The sequence below is a fragment of the Lysinibacillus sp. FSL M8-0216 genome (assembly GCF_038595555.1).
GTDB classification, from domain to species: domain Bacteria; phylum Bacillota; class Bacilli; order Bacillales_A; family Planococcaceae; genus Lysinibacillus; species Lysinibacillus fusiformis.
The window spans coordinates 862,866-888,267 of record NZ_CP152007.1 but is presented as its reverse complement, the minus strand read 5'-3'; the positions used below and the strand labels follow the sequence as shown (position 1 = coordinate 888,267).

The window sequence follows — 25,402 nt, the reverse complement described above, 5'->3', positions numbered from 1 at the left end:
CTACTATACCATCATTGTAGCGTATTCTTTGCGATATGTATTGTCAAAACAAGACGCGGTTCGTCATTGTTGGACAACGCTTCAAACATAAAAAAAGACGAGGACCTAAATCCCCGTCATCACTAACTATGATTATTCAGCGTTACGCATTTCGTCTAGTACGCGATTTACACGTTTTTCTAACATTTTCATACCGCTACCACCAGCTTGCATATGGCGCAGCTGACCATCTTTATCGAACACAAAATAAGCAGGTACATATTGATTTTCAAAAGCATCTGTTAACTTCATTTCGCTATCCACAAAGATTGGTTGCGCAATGTCATGCTCAGCCGCTACTGCCTTAATCGTCTCTAAATCAGTATCTGCTTCAGAACGTGGCATATGTACTGCTACAACATTTAGCTCATCTTTATATTGATCACGGAAATTATTAACATCTGGCATAGCTTCTTTACATAAATGACAGCTCACTGACCAGAAATGGATTAATGTTGGTTTTTTGCCTACTAGTTCTGCTTTTGTTACTTCACCATTTAACCAAGTTGTTGCGCCAACTAGCTCTGGCATTTGTTCACGAAGTTTCATGAAAAATCCTCCTCTATTAAATCGTTGTTCTTTAGATACATTAAATGTTGGGTAAAACTCCTCCCAAAAAATATTGCCATCTAAGATAAAGTAAATTAGCACTCGCCACTTCACTTAAAAGTCCCCACAAGCATGTCGTGGGGACTCTTTATTTGTTACATCATGACGCAACTCTATTTTATTATAGAGTTGCTTGACCTGGACGCCAGTTTGCTGGGCAAAGACCGCCAGTTTGTAATGCTTGAAGTACACGTAACGTTTCATCAACATCACGGCCGATGTTATTATCGAATACTGTTTGGTATTTTAATTCACCTTCTGGATTAATGATGAATAAGCCACGTAGCGCGATACCTTCTTCTTCAATTAACACACCGTAATCTTTAGAAACTTGGTGGTTTGTATCCGCAGCTAATGGATATTTTAATTCACCAAGACCATTTTGAGTGCGGTCTGTATTAATCCACGCTAAGTGAGTGTGGATTGTATCAGTAGAAACACCGATTACTTCAGCATCTAAGTCTTCGAACTCGTCATAACGATCGCTCATTGCAGTGATTTCTGTTGGACATACAAATGTGAAGTCCATTGGATAGAAGAAAAGTACTGTCCATTTATCTTGTGCTTTAATATCTTCTAATGATACTTTACCAAATGATTTGTCTGAAAGTACTGCTTCCATTGTAAAGTCAGGTGCTTGTTTACCTACCATGCGTTCTGCCATAATAAATCCCTCCGAATAAATATGTAGTTTATATATTCTATTCCATTCGCACAAGCGAACTCGTCTTCTACGATAGCAGAGTAAACGTAGTTTTTCAAACAAGTAAGCTCCGCCCCATTACCCGATTGTAGTGAGTCGACAAAAAATCGTCAAATCCAAAATTGGGATTTCTGCTACATCCTATTTATTAGCTATTTTTGACAACTATATTCTCCTTTATACAATTTTTTTCTCCACTACATTTATGACTCCTTTTTTAACATTTTACAGCGATTTTTTTCATAAAAAACGATTGCAAATTTTTATTTATTATGTATAATTGTAATGGTTTTAGTAAACTAAAAGTTTCGTTAAAGTAAACTTCATATTTCAAAAGTTTATCATTGCTAAACTTCTTCTAGGAGGGAAAAGATGCAAATAGGAGCAAAAATTAAAGCGCTTCGTTTAAAAAAAGGTCTTACCCAAGAGGAACTTGGAGAACGTACAGATTTAAGTAAGGGCTATATTTCCCAATTAGAACGTGATTTGAATTCACCTTCTATTGAAACACTTTTTTCTATATTAGAAGTGTTAGGGTCGACACCTAAGGAATTTTTTGATGATGGAACACCTGAACAAAAGGTTGTTTATACAGAAGAAGATCAGTCCATCTTTACGGATGAAGAAAAAAAATACGAAATTCAATGGCTCATCCCTACATCCAACGAAAAAGAAATGGAGCCTATTTTCTTAACATTTGAAGCCAATGGCAAATTCAAGCAATTTGAGCCATCACTCTCGGAAACATTTATTTATGTAGTGAAAGGGCGTATTCGTCTCGTTTTAGGGAATGAACAATATATCGCTAGTGAAGGCAATGCTCTTTATTTTGACGCGACAGACCATCATCAAATTTTTAATGCACATGCTGCTGAAACGAAAATTTTACTCGTTGCAACGGATTCATATTTATAGCTTAAGGAGGCGCATCAATGACAATGAATTCCATTATCCGTTTTGAAAATGTATCCAAGTCTTATAGTGACGGAACAGTTGTCTTAAAGAATATTAACTTGGAGCTTGAAAAGGGCAAATTTTATACTCTCCTTGGCCCATCTGGTTGTGGGAAAACAACCATTTTACGAATTATTGCTGGTTTCACAGAGCCTACAACAGGGGATGTGTTTTTCCATGATAAAAAAATAAATTCTGTTCCTGCCAATGAACGTCAGGTGAATACTGTTTTTCAAGATTATGCGCTGTTCCCTCATTTAAATGTATTTGAAAACGTCGCATTCGGACTACGTATTAAGAAGTTACCTGAAAAGGAAATTAAAGAACGTGTTGCGGAGGCTTTAAAATTTGTCAATTTAGCAGGCTATGGCAATCGTGAAATCTCCGAAATGTCTGGTGGTCAGCGTCAGCGTGTAGCGATTGCACGTGCTATCGTTAACGACCCTGAAGTAATTTTACTGGATGAACCACTTTCAGCATTAGACTTGAAATTACGTACAGAAATGCAATACGAATTACGTGAATTACAGCAACGTCTTGGCAAAACCTTTGTTTTCGTTACGCATGATCAGGAAGAAGCACTCGCTATGAGTGATGAAATTTTTGTTTTAAGTGAAGGACAAATTCAACAATCTGGTACACCAGTAGATATTTATGATGAACCTATTAATCGCTTCGTAGCAGATTTCATCGGTGAATCCAATATAGTGCCTGGTGTCATGATAGAAGATTTCAAGGTTGAATTTGCGGGTAAGATTTTCGAATGTGTTGACCAAGGTATGAAACCAAATGAGAAAATTGATATCGTTATACGCCCTGAGGATTTAGAAATGACGACTATTGATAAGGGGAAACTTGTTGTTAAAGTAGATACACAATTATTCCGTGGCGTCCATTATGAGCTATCTACGTATGATAAAGATGGCAATGAATGGCTAGTCCATTCGTTGAAAAAAGCTGAAGTAGGGACAGAAATTGGCTTAGACTTTGATCCAGAGGCGATTCATGTAATGCGCTTAAATGAAACAGAGGAAGAGTTCGATAAACGATTAGAATCGTACGGAGACGACGAAGATGCAAGCTAAGACAGCAAAATCAGCGTTATTTCCATATGTTTTATGGATTGCCCTTTTTGTTATCGCGCCGATTGCACTCGTTGTTTATTATTCCCTACTCGATTTACATGGCAATTTCACGCTCGATAATTATAAAGCGTTCTTCACTTCTGTTTACTTAAAAATGACATTAAGCTCGTTCTGGTATGCATTTTTAATTACATTCTTTACATTATTAATTTCATATCCAACTGCTTACTTTTTAACAAAAACGAAACACAAGCAGCTTTGGTTATTGCTTATTATTATTCCTTCATGGATTAATTTATTGTTAAAAACATATGCCTTTATCGGTATCTTTGGTTTATACGGGCCGATCAATGCATTTATCGAAGTGTTTGGCTTTGATCCAAAGCAAATGCTCTTTACAGATATTAGCTTTGTTTTTGTATCCGTGTATATTTTTATTCCGTTTATGATTTTACCGATCTTTAACTCTTTAGATCGTTTAAATCCAACACTTATTTATGCGTCTCGTGATTTAGGCGCATCTGCTTTTACAACATTCCGTCGCGTTGTTTTGCCATTGACAATGGATGGCGTTAAATCAGGTATTCAGGTTGTCTTTATCCCTGCTCTATCACTTTTCATGATTACTCGCTTAATTGCAGGAAATCGTGTTATCACCCTTGGTACAGCGATTGAGCAGCAATTCCTTGTGACACAAAATTGGGGAATGGGTTCAACTATTGCCGTGTTCTTAATTTTATTTATGGTAATCATTATGCTTATTACGGGACAAAAAGATAAAGGAGGTCGCGTACGATGAACAAACTTTCTGCATCAGCCAAAGTCTATTTAACGATTGTTTTTATCGTTCTGTATGCACCCATTCTCTATTTAATCTTTTACTCGTTCAATAGTGGTGGCTCCATGAATAACTTTGAGTCCTTTACTTTAGAGCATTATCAGGCTGTTTTTGAAGATTCAAGGCTACTTGTTATTTTAATTAATACCGTTATCGTAGCATTACTTTCAGCTCTAATTTCTACTATTATTGGAACGTTAGGAGCAATCGGTATTGTAACAGTCAAGGATTCAAAAATGCGTAATACATTATTGTCCTTAAACAATGTTTTAATTGTCAGTCCAGATGTCATCATTGGTGCAAGCTTTTTAATCTTATTTACAATGGTGGGCATTAAATTAGGCTTTGCTTCAGTATTATTAGCACACGTAGCGTTTAGTGTACCCATTGTAGTGTTAATGGTTTTACCTAAATTGTTAGAAATGAATAAATCACTAATTGATGCAGCATTAGATTTAGGAGCAACCAAAAAGGATATTATGATGCGTGTCATTTTACCTTATATTCAGCCAGGTATTTTTGCAGGTTTCTTCCTAGCTCTAACGTATTCATTAGATGATTTTGCAGTGACATTTTTCGTAACCGGCAATGGCTTCAGTACATTATCGGTAGAAATCTACTCGATGGCTCGCGCGGGAATATCTCTAACAGTTAACGCTATTTCCGGTTTAGTATTCTTTGTAACAGTTATCGTTGTGGTTGGCTATTACTTCATTACAAGTCGCACAAGCAAAAGAACGGAGGGACAACAATGAAGTCATTAATTCAAGCGACCATCGCTATACTTGTTGTTTCTGCCCTTTTATTTTATGCTGCTGACGCCTTAAGTGCGGGTGGAGGAAAAAGTGGAAAAGACACTTTAACCATCTTTAACTGGGGAGAGTATATTGATCCTGATCTATTGAAAGAGTTTGAAAAAGAAACAGGTATTCATGTCATTTATGAAACATTTGATTCCAATGAAGCTATGATGACTAAAATACAGCAAGGTGGTACAGCGTATGATATTGCTGTCCCTTCTGAGTATATGATTGAAAAAATGAAGGAAGATAATTTATTGATTCCTTTAGACAAAGCAAAAATCCCGAATTTTAAAAATATCGATCCGTACTTTTTAGATTTACCATTCGATGATAACAATCAATTTTCAGTTCCTTACTTCTGGGGAACAGTAGGAATTGTATATAATCCAAAGCTAGTTGGGAACTTAGATTTCTCCTCCTGGGACGATTTATGGGATCCTTCATTAAAAAGAAAAGTATTTTTAGTAGACGGTGCCCGCGAAGTGATTGGGATGGGTTTAAATAGTCTTGGACACTCCTTGAATTCATTGGATAACGATGAATTGCGTGAAGCAACTGACAAGCTGATTACACTTGCGCCAAACGTAAAAGCGATCATTGGGGATGAAATTACACCATTAATGATCAATAATGAAGCATCAGTGGCCCTCACTTGGTCTGGTCAGGCAGCGGACATGATGTCTGAAAATGAAGAGTTGGACTTTGCTGTTCCTGAAGAGGGCTCCAATTTATGGTTCGATAATATGGTTATACCAAAAACCTCAAAAAATATTGATGGTGCACATGCCTTTATCAATTTTATGCTAAGTGCTGAATCTGGTGCTCAAAATGCCGATTATGTTGGCTATTCGACGCCTAATATCGCTGCGATGGACTTAATGGACCCTGAAGTAGTTGCTGATGAACGCTATTACCCTTCTGAAGAGCAACGTGATACATTAGAGGTCTATAAAAACTTAGGCCCAGATTACTTAGGTAAATATAATGAGCTGTTTTTAGAATTTAAAATGAGTATTCGATAATTTATAAGAGCGAATTGGTCTAGAAACCAATTCGCCCTTTTTATGTAAGCATTCAGTTGTATTACTATATTTAGAAAGCAATTCTACTAGTAGCCTGTAGTAGTTCATCTTCGCAGCCCCCTCTCCTATAATCCCTTTGGTCTATGTTTAAGCTAACAATCATTTTCACCTCTAGATCAAAGAAAAGACCATAGATACTACGTGCCAATACATATGCCCATCATAGCTTCATCTTAAACAATATTATTCACTTTTATCACGCTATTTCATTTCAACAAAATTACTTCTAGCAAAAAGTTCATACGCTCTCCTAACTATTCATGTTTATTAATCAATTAGATACTATTACATTGTGAAGTTTTCTGAGAAAAAAACTTTTCTGGAAAACCATTCTAACGATTGGATCAGTTACAGCAATCTCAACTATTAGCCAGCCATAATTCTTTATGATAGACTGTACTATATTTGATTACATAAAGGGGGTTTTTCGATGACCCAGCAGAAGTCCAATAAGGCGGCTTTGTATATATTAATGTTTAATATGTTTATCGCAATGGGGAGTATTGGAATTATTATTCCTGTAATGCCGGAATATTTAAGAATATTTGGAGCAGCAGGACAAGTTCTAGGCATGCTTATTGCAACGTTCGCCTTGGCACAATTTGTATTTTCTCCAATTGCTGGGAATCTTTCTGACCTGTATGGGCGGAAAAATTTAATTATTTTCGGTCTTATACTAACAGGACTTGCACAAATCGGTTTTGGCCTTTCTACAGATGTTTGGATGCTCTTTTTGGCACGCTTTTTAGGTGGCCTTGGCTCTGCATTTGTTGCACCTCCTATTATGGCTTTTGTAGCAGACGTGACAACTTATGAAGAACGCGGAAAAGGAATGAGTATGTTAGGAGCTGCAATGTCGTTCGGCTTTATGATTGGCCCTGGAATTGGTGGTTTCCTCGCAAAGGTTAGCTTACATTTTCCATTTTTCATGGCGGGAGCTGCCGCCATTTTAGCGTCTATTTTATCGTACTTTTTATTACCATCTACAAAGCCAAATACTGCGCAAAATAGACAAAAGCAAGATAATCTGGTGAAACAGATGGCTCGCTCTGTACATATGCCTTATTTTGTTATGTTAATTATTATGATGGTATTCTCATTTGGGATTGCTAACTTCCAAACAACCTTATCACTATTTGTGACAGAAAAATTTAATTACTCACCTGGCGATATTGCTACCATTCTAGTGGTTGGTGGAGCATTTGGGGTAATTGTACAGATGTTTATCATAACGCCACTCTTTAAACGCTTTGGTGAAATGAAAGTAGTTTTGGTCAATTTATTTATTGCCTCCATTGCTATTTTCTTAATATTATTTGTTTCAGGTTTTGCACTAATATTAGTTGTAGCAACCATCTTCTCTACGGCAACAACATTAATTCGTCCAGCTGTTAATACACTCATCTCAAAACTTGCTGAAACAGAGCAAGGGTTTGCAGCCGGCTTGAACAATGCCTATATGAGTCTTGGAAATATGATTGGACCCGCTTTAGCTGGTTTCTTATTTGACTGGAATATGAATAGTCCTTATATTTTTGGTGCCATTATCTTATTAGCCTGCTTCTTCCTTGCCCTGATTTGGACATTGAAAAAGGCACCACAGCTTATGCATCCAGATTCACACTAATCATCAAAGCTTATTGACTATTGATTGAAGTATGTTACACTTCTAAAAAATACTTACCACTAGGGGAGTCTTTTAAAGGCTGAGACGTATATGGTTATATACGGACCCTTCGAACCTGATCTAGTTCATGCTAGCGGAGGGAAGTGGCGCTTCTTGCTATTTTCAGTGTATAAGCAAGGCCGCTTCCTGTCGTTTGAAGGAAGCGGCTTTTTTCATTTTCCTAGTGGCTAAAACGAAAAGGAGCGCACCTATCATGTCTATTCGAAAATTAACAATTATGGCTTTATTAGTAGCGATTGCCGTTGCAGGCTCTACGTTCATCTCCATTCCAACTGGGATTGCTCGTGCCTACCCTGTGCAGCACGCTATTAACGTAATAGGAGCCATTATACTTGGACCCGTACCTACAGTTGTAGTTGCCTTTGTTACGGCTATCATTCGTATCCTTACAGGAACAGGCTCACTGTTAGCCATTCCTGGTAGTATTATTGGAGCATTATGCGCAGGTCTTGCCTATAAATATAGCAGTAAAATGTGGCTAGCTGGTATGGGTGAAGTGATCGGCACTGGTCTTCTCGCATCGCTTGTAGCAGTGCCCTATGCAAAGTTACTTATGGGGACATCCGTAGCGGCCTTATTTTTCATGCCTGCCTTTTTAATATCAAGTTCAATTGGAGCAATCTTAGGTATTGTAGTAGCTAGCAGTTTGCGTAAAACCGTGCTAGTAAAATATTTTAATTCCCGCTCTTTTTATTAAATAACGTTGTTGATATAACTTAGAGGATTTGTCTCCATGCATATACAAAAAGCAGTGCGAAATAATTCGCACTGCTTTCATCTAACTAAATTATTGGCGTTTTTTCATACCCTTTAATAATTGTGCCACGTTCGTGTTTTCTGCCTGTACGGGGTGATTCTCTACAATTTGCTCCTTTTTCTTCGGCTTCGTTAGGAAATTCCAGCCAAAGCGTCTTATTGTAATATCAATAAAGAATAAGAGCATACCTGCAAGGAGAAGCCATGTCGCAATGTTTTGACGATCCGCCCCTTGCTTTGTAAAGTCACGGAACACTTCTTGTGGTTCTTTTAAAATAGCACCACCAGTTTGTTCGGTTAATTCTTCTATTAATTTATCATTAGCAGGAAGAAGTTCATACTCAGCACTATAGGGAACACTTAATCCAGCCTGATAAATCGTTTCCTTTTCATCAGCGATACGGAAGAAGATTAATCCCGGGTCAGCTTGTACTACAGCACGCACCTGAGAGGCTGATATAGTTTCAAGCTGTGTGTCTAACTCTTCACCAGCTTCATTAACCGCAACAATATCTAAAAAGGCTGCTTCATTTGTAGGATCTGTAATCATAAAGGACCCATCTGATTCTATTCTTACATCATAGGCAACATCATTATAACTTGGGAGCATTTGTGAAATAAGCGTTTGCCAAAATGTGCCCCAGTTTTGCCATCTTGCCCAGTCGCCCGACCACTTTCCTGTTGAATCAGAAGTGAATGCGAATGTTTTGCCAAGACCGTATTGCCATTGTGCTAACACCGGATCTTCTTTTTCGCTTTCAGCCACGACGGTAGCACCCTGCTTTGCGGTTGTTCCGATATAAGCATTCATTTGTGGAACGCCATTGGCAAATAGCGTATTCCATCCCCCTGCATGATAGAGTATTGGATAAAATGGGTTATCCTCAATGTACGTACGGGAAATCATAGCTGTTTCACGAGATAAAATGGAAGGAATAGTTTGCTCATCGATAACATTGTAGAAACGTCCGCTTCCCATCTCACTCAGAGCTTCCAATAAGTTAGCATCCGCATCTTGACCAATAGCCACTGTTGATAAAGTTATTCCAGTATCTTTTCCTTGTTCAATTAAATCTTCATAATTTCCTGGCTGTGATTGTCCATCCGTTAAAAGAATAATATGCTTACGTTGCAGTTTTATATCTGCTAGGTTTTCATATGCTTTTGCAAGTGAACCATAGATTTCTGTCCCGCCTCCTGGTGTAACAGATAAAATGGTATCCACTGCCTCTTCTTTATTGTTCAGAGGACCAGTCTCTATAATTTCCCATGGTCGATCATCAAATGCTATAAATCCTAATGTATCTTCATCACGTAGCATTTCAACTGAACGTGCTGCTGCTTCCTTTGCAAGCTCTAGCTTGGATCCTGACATACTACCAGAGCGATCTAGTACAATGACAAGTCCTAATGAAGGTAATTGTTCTTTCCCCTTAATTTCCATTTCAACAGGTAATAATGTTTCAATTGGCGTTTTAAAATAACCACCTAAACCAAAGCTATTTTCTCCACCAACCATTGCAAAACCAACACCAAAGTTTTTGACTGCTTGCTCTATCACACTCATTTTCGCCTCACCGACTAAATGTCCTGGTACATTATCGAAAATAATGGCATTATATTGCAAATAACTAGAGAGTTCATTTGGTAAGCTTTCAGGTGATTTTATATCATAGGCTATTGATTGCTGACCAAGTGCCGCCGCTATTGGTGAAGCTGTTTCATAGCCATTCACAATGAGTAAATGTGGTTCGCTTTGTACCATTGTGACACTTGTTAATTTATTGTTTTCAAATATTGCGTCTTGTCCTACTTGAACAACGGCTTCATATTTCACCAGCCCTTCACCAGTCGCTGCATGTTTATAGGTAAACATATTCGTTCCTTCGGCTAGCTCGACTGCCTCACGATGAATCAGTTCATCATTTTCATATAATAATAGCTCGCCTTGTCCAGCTGTTGTTGCATGCACTTCTGTTACCAGTTGTTGTTGCTCACCCACATAGGCAACTTGTGGGGACACAAAGCTTATTAATGAAACATCATTCACAACAGGCTGACTAAAGGGCACAACATCCACACTAATATTGGAGCCTTTAAACTTCGTGGCGAAATCTAAAGCATTGCCCTTTGTCTCATTGCCGTCCGTTAAGAGCACAAAGCGTGTTGCTTTTTTCGGATCTATAATACCTGTGGCAAGTTGCAGGCTTTGTTCTATATTCGTTTGATCAGTAGCCTTTATTTCCGTAAACTTTGGTACTTCCTTTAATGTTTTAGTCATAATGGCTTCTGTTTGTAATGTTGATGAGAATGAATACAGCCCTGCAAGCTGTTCGTCTTTTTTCGATTGTAAACTATCCTGTATAAACTGTACCATCTCATCTTCAGTCCCATTCATGGAAGCTGAGCGGTCAATTAGATACACGATTTGTTCTTCTTTTATAGGTAATAAAAGATACGGCCCTGCCAATGCGAAAACTAAACAGCCTACCGCTAGCATGCGAATCATAAGTACGATAGCATGACTCTTTTTTAGTCGCTGTCGTTCTCGCCAATAGGTCCAACCAAAATAGATGAGTAATGGAAGTAATAGCAACAATATTAATGGCATATCAATTCGTAAATCCACGACGTCGTTGCACCTCCCACTCTGAAACAAGTAAAACTAAAATAATAAGAATTAGCCAAGGGACAAAAGAAGCCTTCGAAATCTCAGCCTTTCCGTTATCAGAAATATCCCCTAATGTATAGCTTGTTCCTTGTTCAATAACACGTTCTTGCGCCTGCAATTGTACAATAAAATGTTTTTCTTCATTATTAGAACGCACAAAATAGATGCCAGGTTTTGTTGGCGCAGTTAGCATACCATCCGTAACCAATGATAGAAATTCATCTTCTTGTGAATATACACTCCAGTCTTCATGCGCTAAAGCTACTACTCTTTGTTCATTTGGTGTGAAAATACCGAGTGAACCAATGGATTCTGATAACTGCTGTTCAGTACTCCATAAGAATAACGGGAATGATGGGTGTAGTGGCCAATCCGTATCTGCAATATCTGCTAAGACGACGATATCCCCTTTAGGAGAGCGCTGTATAAACGGCTGTTCTCCAACAGTAGCGATAGTTTCATAATTTACAAATCCAGGATACAAGGCGCTAACATAAACATCCTTGAGCTCGCTAAAAGCAAATAAAGCATCACTTTTAGTACTTACTATGCCACTTACCTCTACCTTTTCGGCATCATCACGGCCAAATAACACAAGAGGTTTGTCCATCTTTTCCAGCAATTCAGCTTGATTAGTGATCACCGTGGCATCCTGATTGTCTACTACTTGTAAAGGCGGAACGATTTTCACACCCGTACTTACGGATTGAAACCCTTTTTGAATCAATTGATGCATGCCCTGATCAACCACAATTTTTGAAGTAGCTGTTTGTAGTAAAACGGTTTGTTGATTATCTACTGCATAATCATCTTGCACATCAATGATTGCTGTCATTGATTTTTCTAAAGGTAACTCCTTAAAGGTTTTTGTTATCGCTTCCATTGGAGGAACAGCGATATTCTCAGCTACTAACTCTTTACCCTCTTCATTTAGTAATGCTAGTGTGACCTTTTGCTCGATGTCTGTATCATTATGAAGCTGCACAAGCGCCATTGTAGCCTGTCCATCTGTTGTTGCAGCAAATCGAGTAATAGCAATATTTGTTAAGTCCTTCGCAGCACCTCTTACTAGCCATTTAACAGAGTCCTTGTTCATAGGTAGTTGTTTTTTATCGAGTGCATCTGTAAATACATAAATTGAAGTCGGTGTATCTCCAACAAATGCTTGTGCCACATCTAGCGCCTTATCCATTTCTGCCGTTTCATAGGTTACTTGTAAGTCTTTAATACCTTTTTCGATATCTTTAACATTTGTCTCTTGCTGCAAAATCGCTTTTGGTGCTGAACCAGTCGTAATTAACGTGACTGGTCTCCCATTTAATTCATCTATAAGCGTCAGCATTTCCTGTTTATGTGTGTCAAAGGTAGATTGCCCCTTACCAGCTAACATTGTTGCAGAAGTATCAACAATAAATATAGTTTGCTCACCAACAATCGTTGATTTTTTCACATAGGGATTCATGAGTGCCAACACAAGGAGTAGCAATGCTAGTAACTGTAAATAAAGTAGGGCATTCTTTTGCAAATGCTTTAAATACGGAGATACCCGTGTTTCCTGCATAATCTCGGACCAGAAAAGTGTTGAAGAAACCGTCTGATCTGTATATTTTTTTCGAAAGAAATAATAGAGTAGGACAATGACCGGGATGATGGCCGTCCAGCTAAATATGATTTGACTAAAGCCCAATACGGCTCACCTCACCTAATCCAATGTGCTTTTAATAATTGCTGAAAGATTGCCTGTTGCAAACCATCTTCCACCTTCAATTGTAATTTCCGAATGCCGAAACGCCGACAAATGGCTTCAAATTCTTCTTCATGTAATAAACGTCTTGCGTGATAGGTTTCTAAAACTTTTGTGGACATTGTCACATTGACTTCATTACCTGTTTCACGATCCAGAAGGCGAACATCACCCGAATAGTTTGGTGATAATTCTTCTTGCGTCACAATTTGTAAAATCCTTACATCACCAGTATAGCGTGGTAGCCTTTTTAAAAGTTGCTCCCATTCCTCGATGGACTCTAATCCATCTGTCACAATAAATAACACTGTACTGTCTTTTGGTAAAGCCTTTAAGGCACCCTGTGCAAAAGGATTCGAATAACTCGCTTCCTCTATATCTGTCACTATTTGTAAAAATGTTCGGCGATACATAGCACCCTTCCGACGAAACGGTGGCTTCGCATCATCCTGTAAAAATGAAAAAGACAAACGATCGTCTCGACCAAGTACCATAAAACCAAGGGATGCCACTATTTGACGAGCAAAAATCCACTTGGCTTCTGTCCCCATTGATTTTGTGGTATCGAGTAAAATGTGTACGCGCATTTCTTGTTCATCTAAAAATCTTTTAATAAAGTATTTATCCGTTCGGGCAAAGACGTTCCAATCCACTTGTCGTACATCATCACCTAAATGATATTCTCGAAAATCCGAAAAATCGAGGGAAGCCCCAAAGCGCTGTGAACGATGCGAGCCTTTATGCTGCCCGCGTAGTTTGGAGGCAGTCGCTATTTGAAAACGACTAATTTTTGCTAACCAGTCTTCGGGCAATAAGTAGTTGGCTGTCACTTGCTAACACCTTGCTGAATTTTTTCTAAAATAACATCAATGACATCATCTGCTGTCTTTCCTGAAGCCTCCCCTTCATAGTTCAACAGCATTCGATGACGTAATACAGGCTTAGCTACAGATTTAATATCCGCTACCGAAACATGGAACCGCCCATTCATCAGCGCTCTAGCTTTAGCTAATTTTATTAAACTTTGCAAACCACGAGGTCCACTTCCATACATGGCATATTGCTTGACCTCGTCCAGAGCATCAGCTCTTTCTGGGTGCGTTGCCACCACTAAATCAGTGGCAAATTCCAGCATTTCATCAGCAACCAGCACTTCTTTCACCATTTGCTGTGCTTCTATTAGAGCCTCAGTGTTCATCAATTTTTGTAAGCCAATTTCCTGAGCACCTGTCGTACGTTTCATAATTTCCATTAGTTCATTTTTTTCTGGATAGGGAACAAGAATTTTACAAAGGAATCGGTCCATCTGTGCTTCTGGTAACGGATATGTCCCTTCCATTTCAATAGGATTTTGCGTCGCTAACACGAAAAAGGGTCTCGCCATTTTTTTTGTATCTCCCAAAATCGTTACCGTTTTTTCTCCCATTGCTTCTAACAAAGCACTTTGAGTCTTCGGTGTAGCACGATTTATCTCATCCGCTAACACCATCTGACTAAAAATCGGACCTGGCTGAAACGTAAATTGTTGCTTCCCATCTGGGGTACGTTCAATCATACTTGTTCCAGTTATATCAGCCGGCATAAGATCTGGTGTAAATTGTATTCGTGAAAACGACAAGTCAAGTACTTCAGAAATTGTACGGATTAACATTGTCTTCCCTAAGCCTGGTAAACCTTCTAATAATGCATGACCATCTGCTAGTACAGCGTACAAAGTATAATCAATTGCATCTTCTTGTCCTACAATAAAGCGATGGATTTCATCTTTTACTTGTTGTAATTTTGTACTCATTTCTACATACTGTTGCTCTGTAAATGCCATTTCATTTCCTCCTACTGCGACTCAATTGACGTGAAATAAGATTGCACGACATTTTGTAAATCCTTCGGTAATTGTAAACGCTCTGAGCTTTCTAAATAGCTGTCTTTATAGGAGCCAATTACTTCTTCATACGGTCGAATGGTACCCTTTGTTATCGGACCATTCCCCTGTTGCTCAGAAACATGGGAACCATCTCCCAATGCTCCCCCATCTACGGATGTCTCGTTTGACCCACCTAGACGATTCGGTGTCGTCAATAAATCACGACCACCTTGACCTCTGCCTGCGCCTTGTCCCTGACCTTGACCCTGTCCTTGTCCTTGTCCTTGGCCCTGACCTTGGCCCTGTCCTTGGCCCTGTCCTTGGCCCTGTCCTTGGCCCTGTCCTTGGCCCTGTCCTTGGCCCTGTCCTTGGCCCTGTCCTTGTCCTTGATTATTACCATTCTGTTGTTGGGAACCACTTTGAGCATTATTTTGACCAGACTGGCTTGCCTGCCCTTGCTGATTGCTTGGCTGGGAATTCCCGGATGACTGCTGACTACCTTGTTGTTGGTTATTATTTTGATTGTTAGTGCCAGCATTATTAGCACTAGCAATCGCATTTTGTAAGGAATTACTTGCTGGTTTACCAAGTTTACTCATAGCTGTTTGTGTGGCATTTGCATTTTGTGTGAGGTTTTGCTGCATTTGAGCAAGTTCTTTCAATTGTTCAACTTCTGCTTTCGATAAGCCTTGTTCGTCGGTAGCACCGTCTTGACTTGCCGTTTGCTTATCCTTTAATTGCTGCTCCTTAAGAGCAAGCTCCTTTTGCTTCTTCACCACTTCGCGCAGTGCCTCTTCAGCTGTTTCTGCTTCCTTAAGCGTGTTTTGAAGCTCTTGCAATTGCTCTTTTACTTCTTTTGTCTGTGCTTTATTCTCCAGCTCCGCAACTTCCTTCTTCATATCGTCGATTACAGCTTGCTCTTTTTCAACTTCTATCGCTTCAATTTGAGTCGCTGCTGGGAACATATAAAGGATTGCTAGGACGACTGCTGTGCCAAATAATCCAATAAACGCCTTTGGTCGAAACAAATTTTTCTTCCGAGCCTTAAAGCGTATGAAAGCCTGTTCAACATTCTGTATTGCCTTTAATAATAATGCTTGAACAAGTGGGTCCTGATCGTCTTTCAATGATAAAGCAGTCACCAACTCATTATGTGAAAAATAATGATCCAATGTATGCAAAGCTTCTTTCTCTTTAACACGTCTCCACCAGATGTAAACTATCGTTGCAATCAGAAGCGTAACAAAGACAGCCAACGCAATTTGGCGATAATAGGGCCAGACAAATAATCTTGAAATAAGAACAAGAGAAGCACACGAAAGCAATGCCAAAAACAGACCGTATTGTGCAATAGGGATGCTTTTTTCAAATGTTAAACTCGACTTTGCACGCTGAATGTATTTTCGTAATTGCTTACGACGCTCCATAATAATTCCTCCTCATCGGTTACTTTTCATGTTGGCACGTAATTTTTTTATCGCAATCGTTAAACAAAGTACAATAATCAATACATACGCAATTAAATAAGTAATCCACACAGGTAGTTCCACTCCTGAAAGCTCAGCTAACGCATTGCCCATCTCCGGTGAAATCAGCGTCAGCATTAAGGCACCTGGATTAATTGAAGCCCAAAAATAAGTCATAAAGGAGGTACTTGCACCAACGGCATTACCCATTTGATGGAAAGCCATTGTTAAAAAGAAGAAGAATGCAGTAATCCCTCCTAAAAAGATAATAGATCCATATGTGGCTATCATGGCAACTATTGTTTTTTTAGTAATCGTTGAAAACATGACGCCAATACTACCTATTGCTACAACAGTAACTAAGTAAAATAAAAATATAGAAATAAGCTGAGAAGGTGAAACTCCACCAAATAGGAACACTAAACTATATAATGGTAATCCTGCTACGAGCATTAAAACTAGAAACGACACGGACGATAATAATTTTCCAATGACAATTTGTGTAGAGCTTTGTGTCGTTGTTAGCAAAATATTTAAGGTTTGTTTTTCACGCTCACTACTGATAGCTCCTGCTGTTAAGCTTGGTGTAATGAATAGAACTAATGCCATTTGTAAAATCGTTAATACAGCAAACATCATAAAACTTGTTTCTGGTCTAAAAAATCCTTTGCCAGTAAATTCAGTTGTCAGCAATAAAAAGCCTGCAATGAAAATACAAAGTACTGCTAAGTAAAACATTAATCCTGAGAAGCTTTTAAAAGAACGGAATCGTAACTTTAACTCTTTCACAAATACTGGATTATAAAATCTTTCCATCATTGACTGTCCGCTCCCTTCGTAATCGCCATAAAGACATCCTCTAAATCTTTTTCTTCCTCACTTAACGCATAAATTGGTAAATCGGCAAGTATGGCCTTTTTCAGTAATGCCACCTGCTCTGCATCTGTTCCACGATAATTAAAGGCTATTTCAAGACGATGCTCAAGAACATCAATAGACGAAATATGGGGATCTTCTTCTAAATATGAGCGTACTTCATTTATACGATCTGTCACTTTCATTACAATACGCTTTTCTCCCTGTAGCTGTGCCTGAATGGCAGCAACATTTCCATGTGCAATTAATTTGCCATTATCAATGACGCCAATTTCATCACACATTTCAGCTAGCTCCGGCAAAATATGAGAAGAAATTAAAATGGTTTTACCCATAGACTTTAAATTTCGTAAAATATCTCGCATTTCCACACGGGCGCGAGGGTCTAATCCAGATGCTGGTTCATCTAAAATCAATACTTTAGGATCATGAATAAGTGCACGGGCAAGACATAAACGTTGCTTCATCCCACGCGATAATAAATCTACGTATTCATAACGTTTACTCGTTAAATTTACAAGTTCTAAAAGCTGTGGAATCAGCACTTGGCGTTCTGCCAGTTGTATACCATAGCTAGCTCCATAAAAATCTAAGTATTCATCTACTTTTAGCTGATCATAGACACCAAAGAAATCAGGCATATAACCAATCTGCTTGCGTACTTCTTTCGGTTCCTTGACGACACTTTTACCGTTTATCAACGCATCGCCTGATGTCGGTGACAATAATGTCGCTAAAATAGAAAATGTTGTTGATTTCCCTGCTCCATTTGCACCAACAAAGCCAAACACGATGCCTTCTTCTAAGGACAAATTTAAATGATCCAGGGCCGTAAAGGAGCCATATCTTTTCGTTAAGTCACGAATTTCAATCATTATTTTGCCACTCCCTTCAGCTCTATTTCAGGTAATTTCGTTTGTTCGCCAGTTGGATCTTGGCCATATTTTATTTCAAGTCGAACTTCACTATCTTGATTAATATAATTTTTAATGTTATTTGTAAACACTTGCTTTGTATCCACTAATGGCTCATACATATTCGTCGCATTATTCCATATCGACAGTTGCATACGCTTAACATCCTTATTAGAAATAGTTAGTTCATTAAGTGATTCCACAGCGTCCATAAATTGATCGGGCATTGCCATTGTTAATTCGTATAAACCATCAGATAGATACCAGTTATTTAATTCCTCATCAATTTTATCGAAGTATCCACTCGCCGATAGTGAGTTTAATGAGTACGTGAAATTATTACGTTTCATTGTAAAGGGTCCTGATAGTTCCACTTTCCCTTTAAACGGTTGAACAAGCATTGTAATTGGAGACATATTTGCACTTGTTTCAAGTTCAGCTCCTACAATCGCTTGATCTGTCCATGCTGTCAGTACTGGCTGTCTATCATTCTCTACAAGTGGCAATGCTAATGTTTTCATTCGTTCAACACGCATAGGATCTACCTCATCCTTCTGAGATGGGTAACTATAATTATAACTATTAAAAACAGATGGCTTTTGAAGTACTGTTGTCTTCATTTCCTTGTCTACTTGTAAGGTTCCGTTTGCTTTAATATCACCCAGTTTAACTTCTTTCACGCCAGAGATTAAAGTGACGTCTTTTAATTCAAATGGGAAATTATTTTTTATTGTTCCAGTTAGCTTCTCATTTTTCAACGTTATATCAACATCCATTTTGCCAATATTTTGAGCAGATGTTTTCCCTCCAAATGATTGAACAGACCAATAATTTAAATCACGTAATGTTAACGTTGAACCGTTGGCATTTTCCTTAATATAAGAAGATTCATGTAAATCACCCACTGAACCCGTGAAATTATTATAATTTCTCATTGCAACAGCCGTTGTGTTTTTATCCGTATTCACAATAAAATCCCCGCTACGATTCGTTAAGATTGATTCAACATAATACCCATTTAAACTACTATCCTCATTGACCTTATAAAATGCGGATTGTTGTACTTGTGGCTGAACAATTCTGTCTTTTGCTCCAACAATGAAAAGACCAATCGAAAGAACGATTGAGAACACCGGAATAATCCACCATGCATGCTCTCGCTTATCTACCTTTTTCAGGACAAAATAAAGAACTGGACCAATGATGATAATATAAAGAATAATGACGATAAGCATATAGCTTACTGAAACTTCAAAGGACGGGAATAGTTCATTTATGTTACGAAGCTCATAAGAAATTTGATCGAGTGGGGATTGTCCCTGACTCATCATTCCTTGCTGTGAAATACTTTGAATATCAATTATCTTTGCTAGGAGGGCTGCATAGCCATCCATTGAAGCGAGCGGCTGATCTCCTAAAGAAAAGGCTGTTTGAATAATTTCGCCACTGCCAATTTTTTTCTTCGAGGCTAGGACTACATTATTCTCCGTTAATACAGGTAAACTTTCTTCATGATTAGTAGCTGTATGAATCGAAATTGGCTGCGTAAAAATACCACCGCCCGATAATTTTGTTAATGTTTCTGCAGAAATAGATGTCATTTCTTGTGATAATGACATTGGTAAATAATCTTTAAAAACCCCTGCTGTGGCATCTACTTGATCAGTAGCCCCTAAAAGTAATGTACCCCCATCTTGTACCCATTTCAGCAATGCCGCTTGTTGTTTTTGTGCTAAGTCGGCTATTGCTACTTCATCTATGACGATGACGTTTGCCATGGCAAGTCCTTGTTCATCTTCTGGGAATGTATAATCCTTTAATTGATTAATATTAAATATTTCCACATTGTTTTGAGGAACAAATGATGATAAACGTAAAAGTGCAGATAGTCGATCACTTTTATCTGTTAATGTATAGACAAATGTTGATGTAGGATCTAAAAAATTGGATTGTAGGCGCTTGGTCCCCTTATAGGCAATCTTTTTTCCCTTTTCAATATTCCCTTCATAAAAGGCAAATAAATCTGCGTCCGAATATCCATTGTCAGCTAAACCATCTAGATAGAAGGTAAATGTCTTCTCTTCTCCTGCTGCAATATCAATTGGAACGACAAGTGCGGATGCTGCTTCATAAGAATTCGAAGAATTTATTGCCATATCCCCAGAAAAATCTGCACCGTTATTTTTCACTGTCACTTGTAATGGCACAACTGATTGATATTTAGCTTTCCCTGATATACCTGCTGTTGCTTTGACCTCTAATGGTGCAGCTGCTTGCGCCTGTGTGGAAGGCAGCAGAAAGCTCATCATCAGCATAACTAATAAGGTCAGTGCCGTAATTTTTGTCTTTTTCAAAAGCTCAACCCCTTTTTATGTAAGTAGATGGTTACATAATTATACGATTTAAATTGCATTTTGTTCCATTTCTTATGATATCTTCATCAATATTCATAAACTCTTAAGAAATCACCGAGCCAAACGAAAAAGACAATCCCCTAATAGACTGGAATTGTCTTATTTTTATTTTGTATAGTCAAACAAACAACGAGCATGGTCTTGCACTACTTCTACAAATGCTTCTACCTGTCGCAATTCAAAAGATGATTCATAGCCAATGAGCCATGTATCGCGTGTAATTCCAAATTCCTTTTCATCGTTTGTTAAAGGTATTTTATGAATTTCATCATGGTCATTTAATGTAATGGATGGTAGTATAGCATACCCTATTCCATTTAAAGCCATCTGTTTACAAATTTCTATTTGATCGACTAAAATTTGTTTTCTTGGATTGGAGGCAAAGTGCTGCTGCCACCATTGTTGAATTTCCTGATAATAGTTCGAGTCACTTTTATATTGAATAAAAGGACGATCTGTTGTCAGCACATCTTCAATTGTCTTCACCTCTTTATCCACCAAATAAAGGGTGTCTCTGAAAAGGTGAATCTTTTCCCCTTTCCAATCTACCTGACCTCGTACAATTCCAATATGTGCCTCGCCCTCATAAAGGGCTTTCACAATTTCAGAACTCCAGCCCGTCATAAGTGATATTTTTGCATCGGGATATTTAGATACAAATTCCTTCAGGATTTTAGGCAACCAGTTTTGACCAACAATAGACGCACAGGCAATTTTCAAGGTTCCATTTACCTTTGTCGTTAAGGATTGAATTGTTTCAAATATTTCTTCCTTTTTGGCTAGCATTTCCTTTGCATAAGCAATAACCTGTTCACCAGCAGGTGTTGCTGTTAAACCTTTTTGTGAACGAATAAATAATTGTGCACCCCAGTCCTTTTCAATCGTTTGTAAACGTTGGGAAAGGGCTGGCTGGGATAGAAATAGACGTTCAGCCGCTTTCCGCATATTGCGTTCCTCAGCTAAAATTTTTAAAATCTCTGCCTCTGTTGCCATCAATCTGTAAACCTCCAATTACAAGCAAAGAGGGCCTCATGATTTTCATATGAGCTCCCTCTTAAACTACTACTCTTTTTGATAAATATATTTTTTCAATTGCTTTAAAATAACACGTCTTGTTAATATCCCTGCAAAAGTACCATCTTCGTCCACTACACATAAAAATGCGTGGTTAATGACTAAATCCAAAGCTCGCTGAAATGTATCTGACAACTTTAATACAGCGATCTCTTTTTCCATAATAGAGTCAACTTTAATATCAGGAAGCTTTTCATACTCAATATGCTCGAGTCCTAGAATCGATTCCGTTATCATTTTCATGCTCAGTAAACCTTGAAGTCGATATTTCAAATCTAATACAGGTATGGACGAATATCCTGTACGCGTTAGTACAAGTAGTGCGTGCTCAGCACTATTGCCACTTTGTACATGCGCAACTTTTTCAGAGGAAATGATAAAATCACTAATTGGCATTGCTAATAAGTCTTTGCTGTTAGTTGAAATCATGAACTTCTTCTCCTTTTCTGTCCTGGCTGTGCAGAACAGTCCTTCCCTTTCATCATATCACAACTTTTCTATGTCTGACCATGATCAGGACGGGAAGAGTTTTTCAGGAATAACGAATTTTTTTGAGCTATTCAACAAAAACTAAGTACACCCTCAATCAGTTAAAGTGTTTCATCTCTGATTGAGGATGAGTTATTTCTAATAGCCAGCCTTACTCCAGTAATAAAAAATCATGATCCCTAAAAAGAGTAAAAATATCAGATATACCCATACGATTGGATTGAGCATCGTTGCATACTCTTCAACCGTTTCTGAAATCGGAGTATCCTTTTCAGACTTCCGTTCAGAAGTCATCTTTGCAATTTTCAACGTGGATACAAACGAAATAACACAAATAATTATCATGGCAATTAGAGCTGGTATTAACCACATACCCATTGTCAAAACTCCTTTCTTTACCCTTAGTATGCGTCAATCCAGCTCTTCATTATGCAAACATTTTTAGAATGGATATTGATTGAGCCACTGACCACCATCCAGTGTCACACATTCTCCGTTCATATAGCTTGCCTTATTAGACATCATAAAAGTAGCTAAATCAGCTATTTCCTCAGGTGTACCCGTACGTCCTAGTGGAACAGAATCTAATGTACGCGCAGCAGCTGCTTCAGATTCCCAAAGCTTATCAGCACCACCTGTTCGTTCTATTGGCCCTGGTGCTATGGCATTGACGCGAATACCATATTGCTTCCCCCATTCTACTGCTAATGTTCTCGTCAATGATAATACTCCCGCTTTTGCTGCAGCTGAATGGACCACACCAGCTCCTGCATTCCAAGCATAAGTAGCAACCATATTCAAAATAGAGCCCTTAATATTATTTTTAATCCAATATTTACCTACTGCTGAAGAACAGAAGAACGTACCATTTAACACGATATCTACTACTGCCTTCCAGCCATTAGGTGTTAAATCCTCAGCATGTACAATGAAATTACCAGCGGCATTATTAACAAGACCATCAACCTGTCCAAATTTTTCAACAGCAAATGCTAGCATCGCCTCGGCATGTTCTGGTACTCGTACATCCATTTGGAAAGTTTCAATCGTTGAGCCAGCCTCTGCAATAAACTTTTTTGCCTCTGCTAAACGTTCTTCATTGCGCCCTGTGATGACAACATTTGCTCCTTCGGCAACAAATTGCTTCGCCATATAAAGACCCATTCCACTTGATCCACCTGTAATTATAATTGTCTTCCCCTGCAACATTCCATTTCCCCCTTTGTCAAAAATGAATGGTTATTCATTAAAATTTTACTATATTTTCTCGAAACTGTCATTTTAATTCTGTCAATTGCACTTTTTATTTTCTATAAAAACATACAAGAGCTATCCACATGAATGAATAGCTCGGAAATTTTTTAGAATTCATAAGTATAAGCTGTATGATATAACTCCATTAGTTCCTCTTTTGTTGGTATCTTTGGATTATTGCTAGGACTACCACTTGCAATTGCGTCTTCGACCATTTTAGGGATGGCCTTATAATACGCGCCTTCCTCTATCCCCCACTGTTTTAAATTCCCAATATTCATTCGTTTACACATTTCTTTAATGGAAGAAATAGCTAACTGAGCAAGGTCTTCTTGTGATAGAGTTTCATTCTTTTCATGAAAGAACTGGCCTAAAACTGCTAACCGATCTATACAAGCTTCTTTAGAAAATTCTAAAACCACTGGTAAAAGCATAGCATTGGAAATACCATGGGGCACGTGGAATAACGCACCTATTGGACGAGACATTCCATGTACTAATGCAACCGAGGCATTAGAAAAAGATAGACCTGCCTGCATGGAGCCTAATGACATAGCTTCTCTCGCATCTACATCATCCCCTTGCTCATAAACTCTCAAAATATTATGGACGGTTAAATCCATGGCAGAAAGAGCAAGTACATTTGAATATGGATGGGCTAAACGGGACAAATAACTTTCAATGGCATGGCTTAAGGCATCAATCCCTGTAGCTGCAGTAATCGCAGGTGGTGATGTAATCGTTAAAATAGGATCAACAATGGCAACCGTTGGCATAAAGGCAGGCTGCTTAATCATCATTTTGACTTCACTCTTTGTATTGGTAATAACAGTGGCATCTGTTGCCTCTGAACCTGTTCCAGCTGTCGTTGGAATAGCAATATGTGGGATTGGCACTTGCTCTGCCATTTTTGCCATTTTCATATAATCTCCTATGTAGCCACCGTTTGTAGCCACCACTGCAATCGCCTTTGCTGTGTCAATACAGCTTCCACCTCCAACAGAAATGATAACATCACAACCTTCCTGCTGAAGAAGATGTAGCCCTTCCTTTACATACGTGTCATCTGGTTCAGTTACTACCCCTAAGTATGGAACCGCTTCTATTCCATATGTGTTTAACAAACTTCTACATTGCTTTACAAAGCCTAAGCTGTCCATAATTGGATCACTAATAATAAGTGCTTTAGTGCCGAGTTTTTTAGCATACTCGCCCACCTCTTCAAAGGAATCACGCCCATACACAATCGTTCCAGGTGAATGAACGGTAAAGCTTGTTTTTGTTTGAATCATCTTTTTCCCTCCTACACTATTGAGCTGTATACCCACCATCTAAAAGAATAGCTTGACCCGTTAATCCTTTAGCTAAATCACTCGCCAAATATAATGCAAGCCCTGTAACTTCCGATACATCAAGTAAGCGTTTTTGAGGTACAAGTGGATAGAGCACCTCTTCAAGTACTTCTTCTACTTGAATTCCTCTAGTTTTCGCTAAATCTTTAAATTGATGGCGCACTAGTTCGGTATCAACATATCCTGGACAAATCGCATTTACCGTAATTCCATCCTTTGCTACTTCCAGCGCAGCTACCTTCGTTAAACCAATGACTCCATGCTTTGCCGCATTGTAACCTGCCTTACCTGCAAATCCAATCACACCATTAATGGAGGCCATATTGATAATACGACCAAACTGATTTTTCTTCATATGAGGTAATACATATTTCATCGCAATAAATGGTGCAACGACCATTACTTTTTGCATGTCTTCGAAAATTTCCGTCTTAAAGTCTTCAATAAGGGAGACATGTTGAAATCCTGCATTATTAATTAAAATATCTAACGTTGTAAAGCGATCGATTGTCCATTCAATTGCCTCTCGTATGACTTCTTCATTTGACACATCACATGTATAAGCCGTTAAGGAAGGATTGTTTTCAACGGCCTCTCTTAAAAGCTGTTCATTTTTATCCGTAATTACGACATTGGCTCCTTGTTCGGTAAATGCTTGTGCCATGGAAAGACCAATACCACGAGCTGCTCCAGTAATGAATACTGTTTTTCCTTGCATACAACATTCC

General features: G+C 38.4%; 23 protein-coding genes and 1 riboswitch. Of the genes, 7 read left to right on the top strand and 16 right to left on the bottom strand.

The window, feature by feature from the left end:
• Positions 1-132 precede the first annotated feature (132 nt).
• Together MKX57_RS04070 and MKX57_RS04065 are read right to left on the bottom strand one after the other, a co-directional pair.
• Complete coding sequence (locus tag MKX57_RS04070; RefSeq protein WP_025113759.1) at positions 133-588, bottom strand: TlpA disulfide reductase family protein; 456 nt, start codon at positions 586-588, stop codon at positions 133-135.
• A 181-nt stretch (positions 589-769) separates the two neighbouring features.
• The gene (locus MKX57_RS04065) at positions 770-1,312 is read right to left on the bottom strand and encodes a peroxiredoxin (RefSeq protein ID WP_008174083.1); all 543 of its coding nucleotides are present in this window, start codon (positions 1,310-1,312) and stop codon (positions 770-772) included.
• 411 nt (positions 1,313-1,723) lie between these two features.
• Between MKX57_RS04065 and MKX57_RS04060 the strand changes: the two genes are divergently transcribed.
• The 7 genes from MKX57_RS04060 to thiW all read left to right on the top strand — a co-directional run bounded on the left by MKX57_RS04060 (position 1,724) and on the right by thiW (position 8,497).
• The gene (locus MKX57_RS04060) at positions 1,724-2,266 is read left to right on the top strand and encodes an XRE family transcriptional regulator (RefSeq protein ID WP_342550813.1); all 543 of its coding nucleotides are present in this window, start codon (positions 1,724-1,726) and stop codon (positions 2,264-2,266) included.
• Positions 2,267-2,283: 17 nt separating this feature from the next.
• Positions 2,284-3,390, top strand: a complete 1,107-nt coding sequence (locus MKX57_RS04055) for an ABC transporter ATP-binding protein (protein ID WP_043989687.1) — start codon at positions 2,284-2,286, stop codon at positions 3,388-3,390.
• Positions 3,380-4,189, top strand: coding sequence for an ABC transporter permease (locus MKX57_RS04050; RefSeq protein ID WP_089985219.1), 810 nt, complete (start codon positions 3,380-3,382; stop codon positions 4,187-4,189). Before MKX57_RS04055 ends, MKX57_RS04050 begins: the two co-directional genes overlap by 11 nt.
• Positions 4,186-4,983, top strand: coding sequence for an ABC transporter permease (locus MKX57_RS04045; protein WP_008174089.1), 798 nt, complete (start codon positions 4,186-4,188; stop codon positions 4,981-4,983). The genes MKX57_RS04050 and MKX57_RS04045 overlap by 4 nt, the downstream gene beginning before the upstream one ends.
• A complete protein-coding gene (locus tag MKX57_RS04040) occupies positions 4,980-6,053 on the top strand; it encodes a spermidine/putrescine ABC transporter substrate-binding protein (RefSeq protein WP_008174091.1) in 1,074 nt (357 codons plus the stop codon). Before MKX57_RS04045 ends, MKX57_RS04040 begins: the two co-directional genes overlap by 4 nt.
• A 490-nt stretch (positions 6,054-6,543) precedes the next feature.
• Positions 6,544-7,740: a tetracycline resistance MFS efflux pump gene (locus MKX57_RS04035; protein ID WP_043989688.1), complete on the top strand. Its 1,197-nt coding sequence runs from the start codon at positions 6,544-6,546 to the stop codon at positions 7,738-7,740.
• A gap of 51 nt (positions 7,741-7,791) precedes the next feature.
• A riboswitch (TPP riboswitch) is annotated at positions 7,792-7,899 on the top strand.
• A gap of 94 nt (positions 7,900-7,993) precedes the next feature.
• Positions 7,994-8,497, top strand: coding sequence for an energy coupling factor transporter S component ThiW (gene thiW, locus MKX57_RS04030; protein ID WP_043989689.1), 504 nt, complete (start codon positions 7,994-7,996; stop codon positions 8,495-8,497).
• Between the two features lie 90 nt (positions 8,498-8,587).
• Here the strand turns inward: thiW and MKX57_RS04025 are convergent, their stop codons facing one another.
• The 14 genes from MKX57_RS04025 to MKX57_RS03960 all read right to left on the bottom strand — a co-directional run bounded on the left by MKX57_RS04025 (position 8,588) and on the right by MKX57_RS03960 (position 25,392).
• The gene (locus MKX57_RS04025; RefSeq protein WP_342532106.1) at positions 8,588-11,185 is read right to left on the bottom strand and encodes a VWA domain-containing protein; all 2,598 of its coding nucleotides are present in this window, start codon (positions 11,183-11,185) and stop codon (positions 8,588-8,590) included.
• A complete protein-coding gene (locus tag MKX57_RS04020) occupies positions 11,169-12,914 on the bottom strand; it encodes a BatA and WFA domain-containing protein (RefSeq protein ID WP_342550812.1) in 1,746 nt (581 codons plus the stop codon). The genes MKX57_RS04025 and MKX57_RS04020 overlap by 17 nt, the downstream gene beginning before the upstream one ends.
• Before the next feature lie 11 nt (positions 12,915-12,925).
• Complete coding sequence (locus tag MKX57_RS04015; RefSeq protein WP_342550811.1) at positions 12,926-13,801, bottom strand: DUF58 domain-containing protein; 876 nt, start codon at positions 13,799-13,801, stop codon at positions 12,926-12,928.
• Complete coding sequence (locus tag MKX57_RS04010; RefSeq protein WP_008174103.1) at positions 13,798-14,793, bottom strand: MoxR family ATPase; 996 nt, start codon at positions 14,791-14,793, stop codon at positions 13,798-13,800. Before MKX57_RS04010 ends, MKX57_RS04015 begins: the two co-directional genes overlap by 4 nt.
• Positions 14,794-14,804: 11 nt before the next feature.
• Positions 14,805-16,262, bottom strand: a complete 1,458-nt coding sequence (locus MKX57_RS04005) for a hypothetical protein (RefSeq protein WP_342550810.1) — start codon at positions 16,260-16,262, stop codon at positions 14,805-14,807.
• A gap of 12 nt (positions 16,263-16,274) precedes the next feature.
• Positions 16,275-17,120, bottom strand: coding sequence for an ABC transporter permease subunit (locus MKX57_RS04000; RefSeq protein WP_008174107.1), 846 nt, complete (start codon positions 17,118-17,120; stop codon positions 16,275-16,277).
• Positions 17,117-18,052, bottom strand: a complete 936-nt coding sequence (locus MKX57_RS03995; RefSeq protein WP_008174109.1) for an ABC transporter ATP-binding protein — start codon at positions 18,050-18,052, stop codon at positions 17,117-17,119. The genes MKX57_RS04000 and MKX57_RS03995 overlap by 4 nt, the downstream gene beginning before the upstream one ends.
• Positions 18,052-20,445 carry a hypothetical protein gene (locus MKX57_RS03990; protein ID WP_342550809.1) on the bottom strand — a complete coding sequence of 798 codons (2,394 nt, stop codon included), beginning with the start codon at positions 20,443-20,445 and terminating at the stop codon, positions 18,052-18,054. Before MKX57_RS03990 ends, MKX57_RS03995 begins: the two co-directional genes overlap by 1 nt.
• Positions 20,446-20,610: 165 nt before the next feature.
• Positions 20,611-21,498, bottom strand: a complete 888-nt coding sequence (locus MKX57_RS03985) for a LysR family transcriptional regulator (protein ID WP_008174113.1) — start codon at positions 21,496-21,498, stop codon at positions 20,611-20,613.
• 69 nt (positions 21,499-21,567) lie between these two features.
• Positions 21,568-22,008, bottom strand: coding sequence for a cyclic-di-AMP-binding protein CbpB (gene cbpB / locus MKX57_RS03980; RefSeq protein WP_008174114.1), 441 nt, complete (start codon positions 22,006-22,008; stop codon positions 21,568-21,570).
• Between the two features lie 198 nt (positions 22,009-22,206).
• The gene (locus MKX57_RS03975; RefSeq protein WP_008174117.1) at positions 22,207-22,446 is read right to left on the bottom strand and encodes a hypothetical protein; all 240 of its coding nucleotides are present in this window, start codon (positions 22,444-22,446) and stop codon (positions 22,207-22,209) included.
• A 63-nt stretch (positions 22,447-22,509) separates the two neighbouring features.
• A complete protein-coding gene (gene fadH, locus MKX57_RS03970) occupies positions 22,510-23,277 on the bottom strand; it encodes a 2,4-dienoyl-CoA reductase (protein ID WP_008174119.1) in 768 nt (255 codons plus the stop codon).
• 152 nt (positions 23,278-23,429) lie between these two features.
• Positions 23,430-24,614, bottom strand: a complete 1,185-nt coding sequence (locus tag MKX57_RS03965; protein WP_342550808.1) for an iron-containing alcohol dehydrogenase — start codon at positions 24,612-24,614, stop codon at positions 23,430-23,432.
• Positions 24,615-24,630: 16 nt separating this feature from the next.
• Positions 24,631-25,392, bottom strand: coding sequence for a 3-hydroxybutyrate dehydrogenase (locus tag MKX57_RS03960; protein ID WP_089985208.1), 762 nt, complete (start codon positions 25,390-25,392; stop codon positions 24,631-24,633).
• Positions 25,393-25,402: the final 10 nt, after the last annotated feature.

Bases quoted from the DNA above. Each gene is read 5' to 3' on its own strand.
- MKX57_RS04070 (WP_025113759.1), bottom strand. From the start codon at position 588: ATGAAACTTCGTGAACAAATGCCAGAGCTAGTTGGCGCAACAACTTGG.
- MKX57_RS04065 (WP_008174083.1), bottom strand. From the start codon at position 1,312: ATGGCAGAACGCATGGTAGGTAAACAAGCACCTGACTTTACAATGGAA.
- MKX57_RS04060 (WP_342550813.1), top strand. From the start codon at position 1,724: ATGCAAATAGGAGCAAAAATTAAAGCGCTTCGTTTAAAAAAAGGTCTT.
- MKX57_RS04055 (WP_043989687.1), top strand. From the start codon at position 2,284: ATGACAATGAATTCCATTATCCGTTTTGAAAATGTATCCAAGTCTTAT.
- MKX57_RS04050 (WP_089985219.1), top strand. From the start codon at position 3,380: ATGCAAGCTAAGACAGCAAAATCAGCGTTATTTCCATATGTTTTATGG.
- MKX57_RS04045 (WP_008174089.1), top strand. From the start codon at position 4,186: ATGAACAAACTTTCTGCATCAGCCAAAGTCTATTTAACGATTGTTTTT.
- MKX57_RS04040 (WP_008174091.1), top strand. From the start codon at position 4,980: ATGAAGTCATTAATTCAAGCGACCATCGCTATACTTGTTGTTTCTGCC.
- MKX57_RS04035 (WP_043989688.1), top strand. From the start codon at position 6,544: ATGACCCAGCAGAAGTCCAATAAGGCGGCTTTGTATATATTAATGTTT.
- thiW (WP_043989689.1), top strand. From the start codon at position 7,994: ATGTCTATTCGAAAATTAACAATTATGGCTTTATTAGTAGCGATTGCC.
- MKX57_RS04010 (WP_008174103.1), bottom strand. From the start codon at position 14,793: ATGGCATTTACAGAGCAACAGTATGTAGAAATGAGTACAAAATTACAA.
- MKX57_RS04005 (WP_342550810.1), bottom strand. From the start codon at position 16,262: ATGGAGCGTCGTAAGCAATTACGAAAATACATTCAGCGTGCAAAGTCG.
- MKX57_RS04000 (WP_008174107.1), bottom strand. From the start codon at position 17,120: ATGATGGAAAGATTTTATAATCCAGTATTTGTGAAAGAGTTAAAGTTA.
- MKX57_RS03995 (WP_008174109.1), bottom strand. From the start codon at position 18,052: ATGATTGAAATTCGTGACTTAACGAAAAGATATGGCTCCTTTACGGCC.
- MKX57_RS03985 (WP_008174113.1), bottom strand. From the start codon at position 21,498: ATGGCAACAGAGGCAGAGATTTTAAAAATTTTAGCTGAGGAACGCAAT.
- cbpB (WP_008174114.1), bottom strand. From the start codon at position 22,008: ATGATTTCAACTAACAGCAAAGACTTATTAGCAATGCCAATTAGTGAT.
- MKX57_RS03975 (WP_008174117.1), bottom strand. From the start codon at position 22,446: ATGGGTATGTGGTTAATACCAGCTCTAATTGCCATGATAATTATTTGT.
- fadH (WP_008174119.1), bottom strand. From the start codon at position 23,277: ATGTTGCAGGGGAAGACAATTATAATTACAGGTGGATCAAGTGGAATG.
- MKX57_RS03965 (WP_342550808.1), bottom strand. From the start codon at position 24,614: ATGATTCAAACAAAAACAAGCTTTACCGTTCATTCACCTGGAACGATT.
- MKX57_RS03960 (WP_089985208.1), bottom strand. From the start codon at position 25,392: ATGCAAGGAAAAACAGTATTCATTACTGGAGCAGCTCGTGGTATTGGT.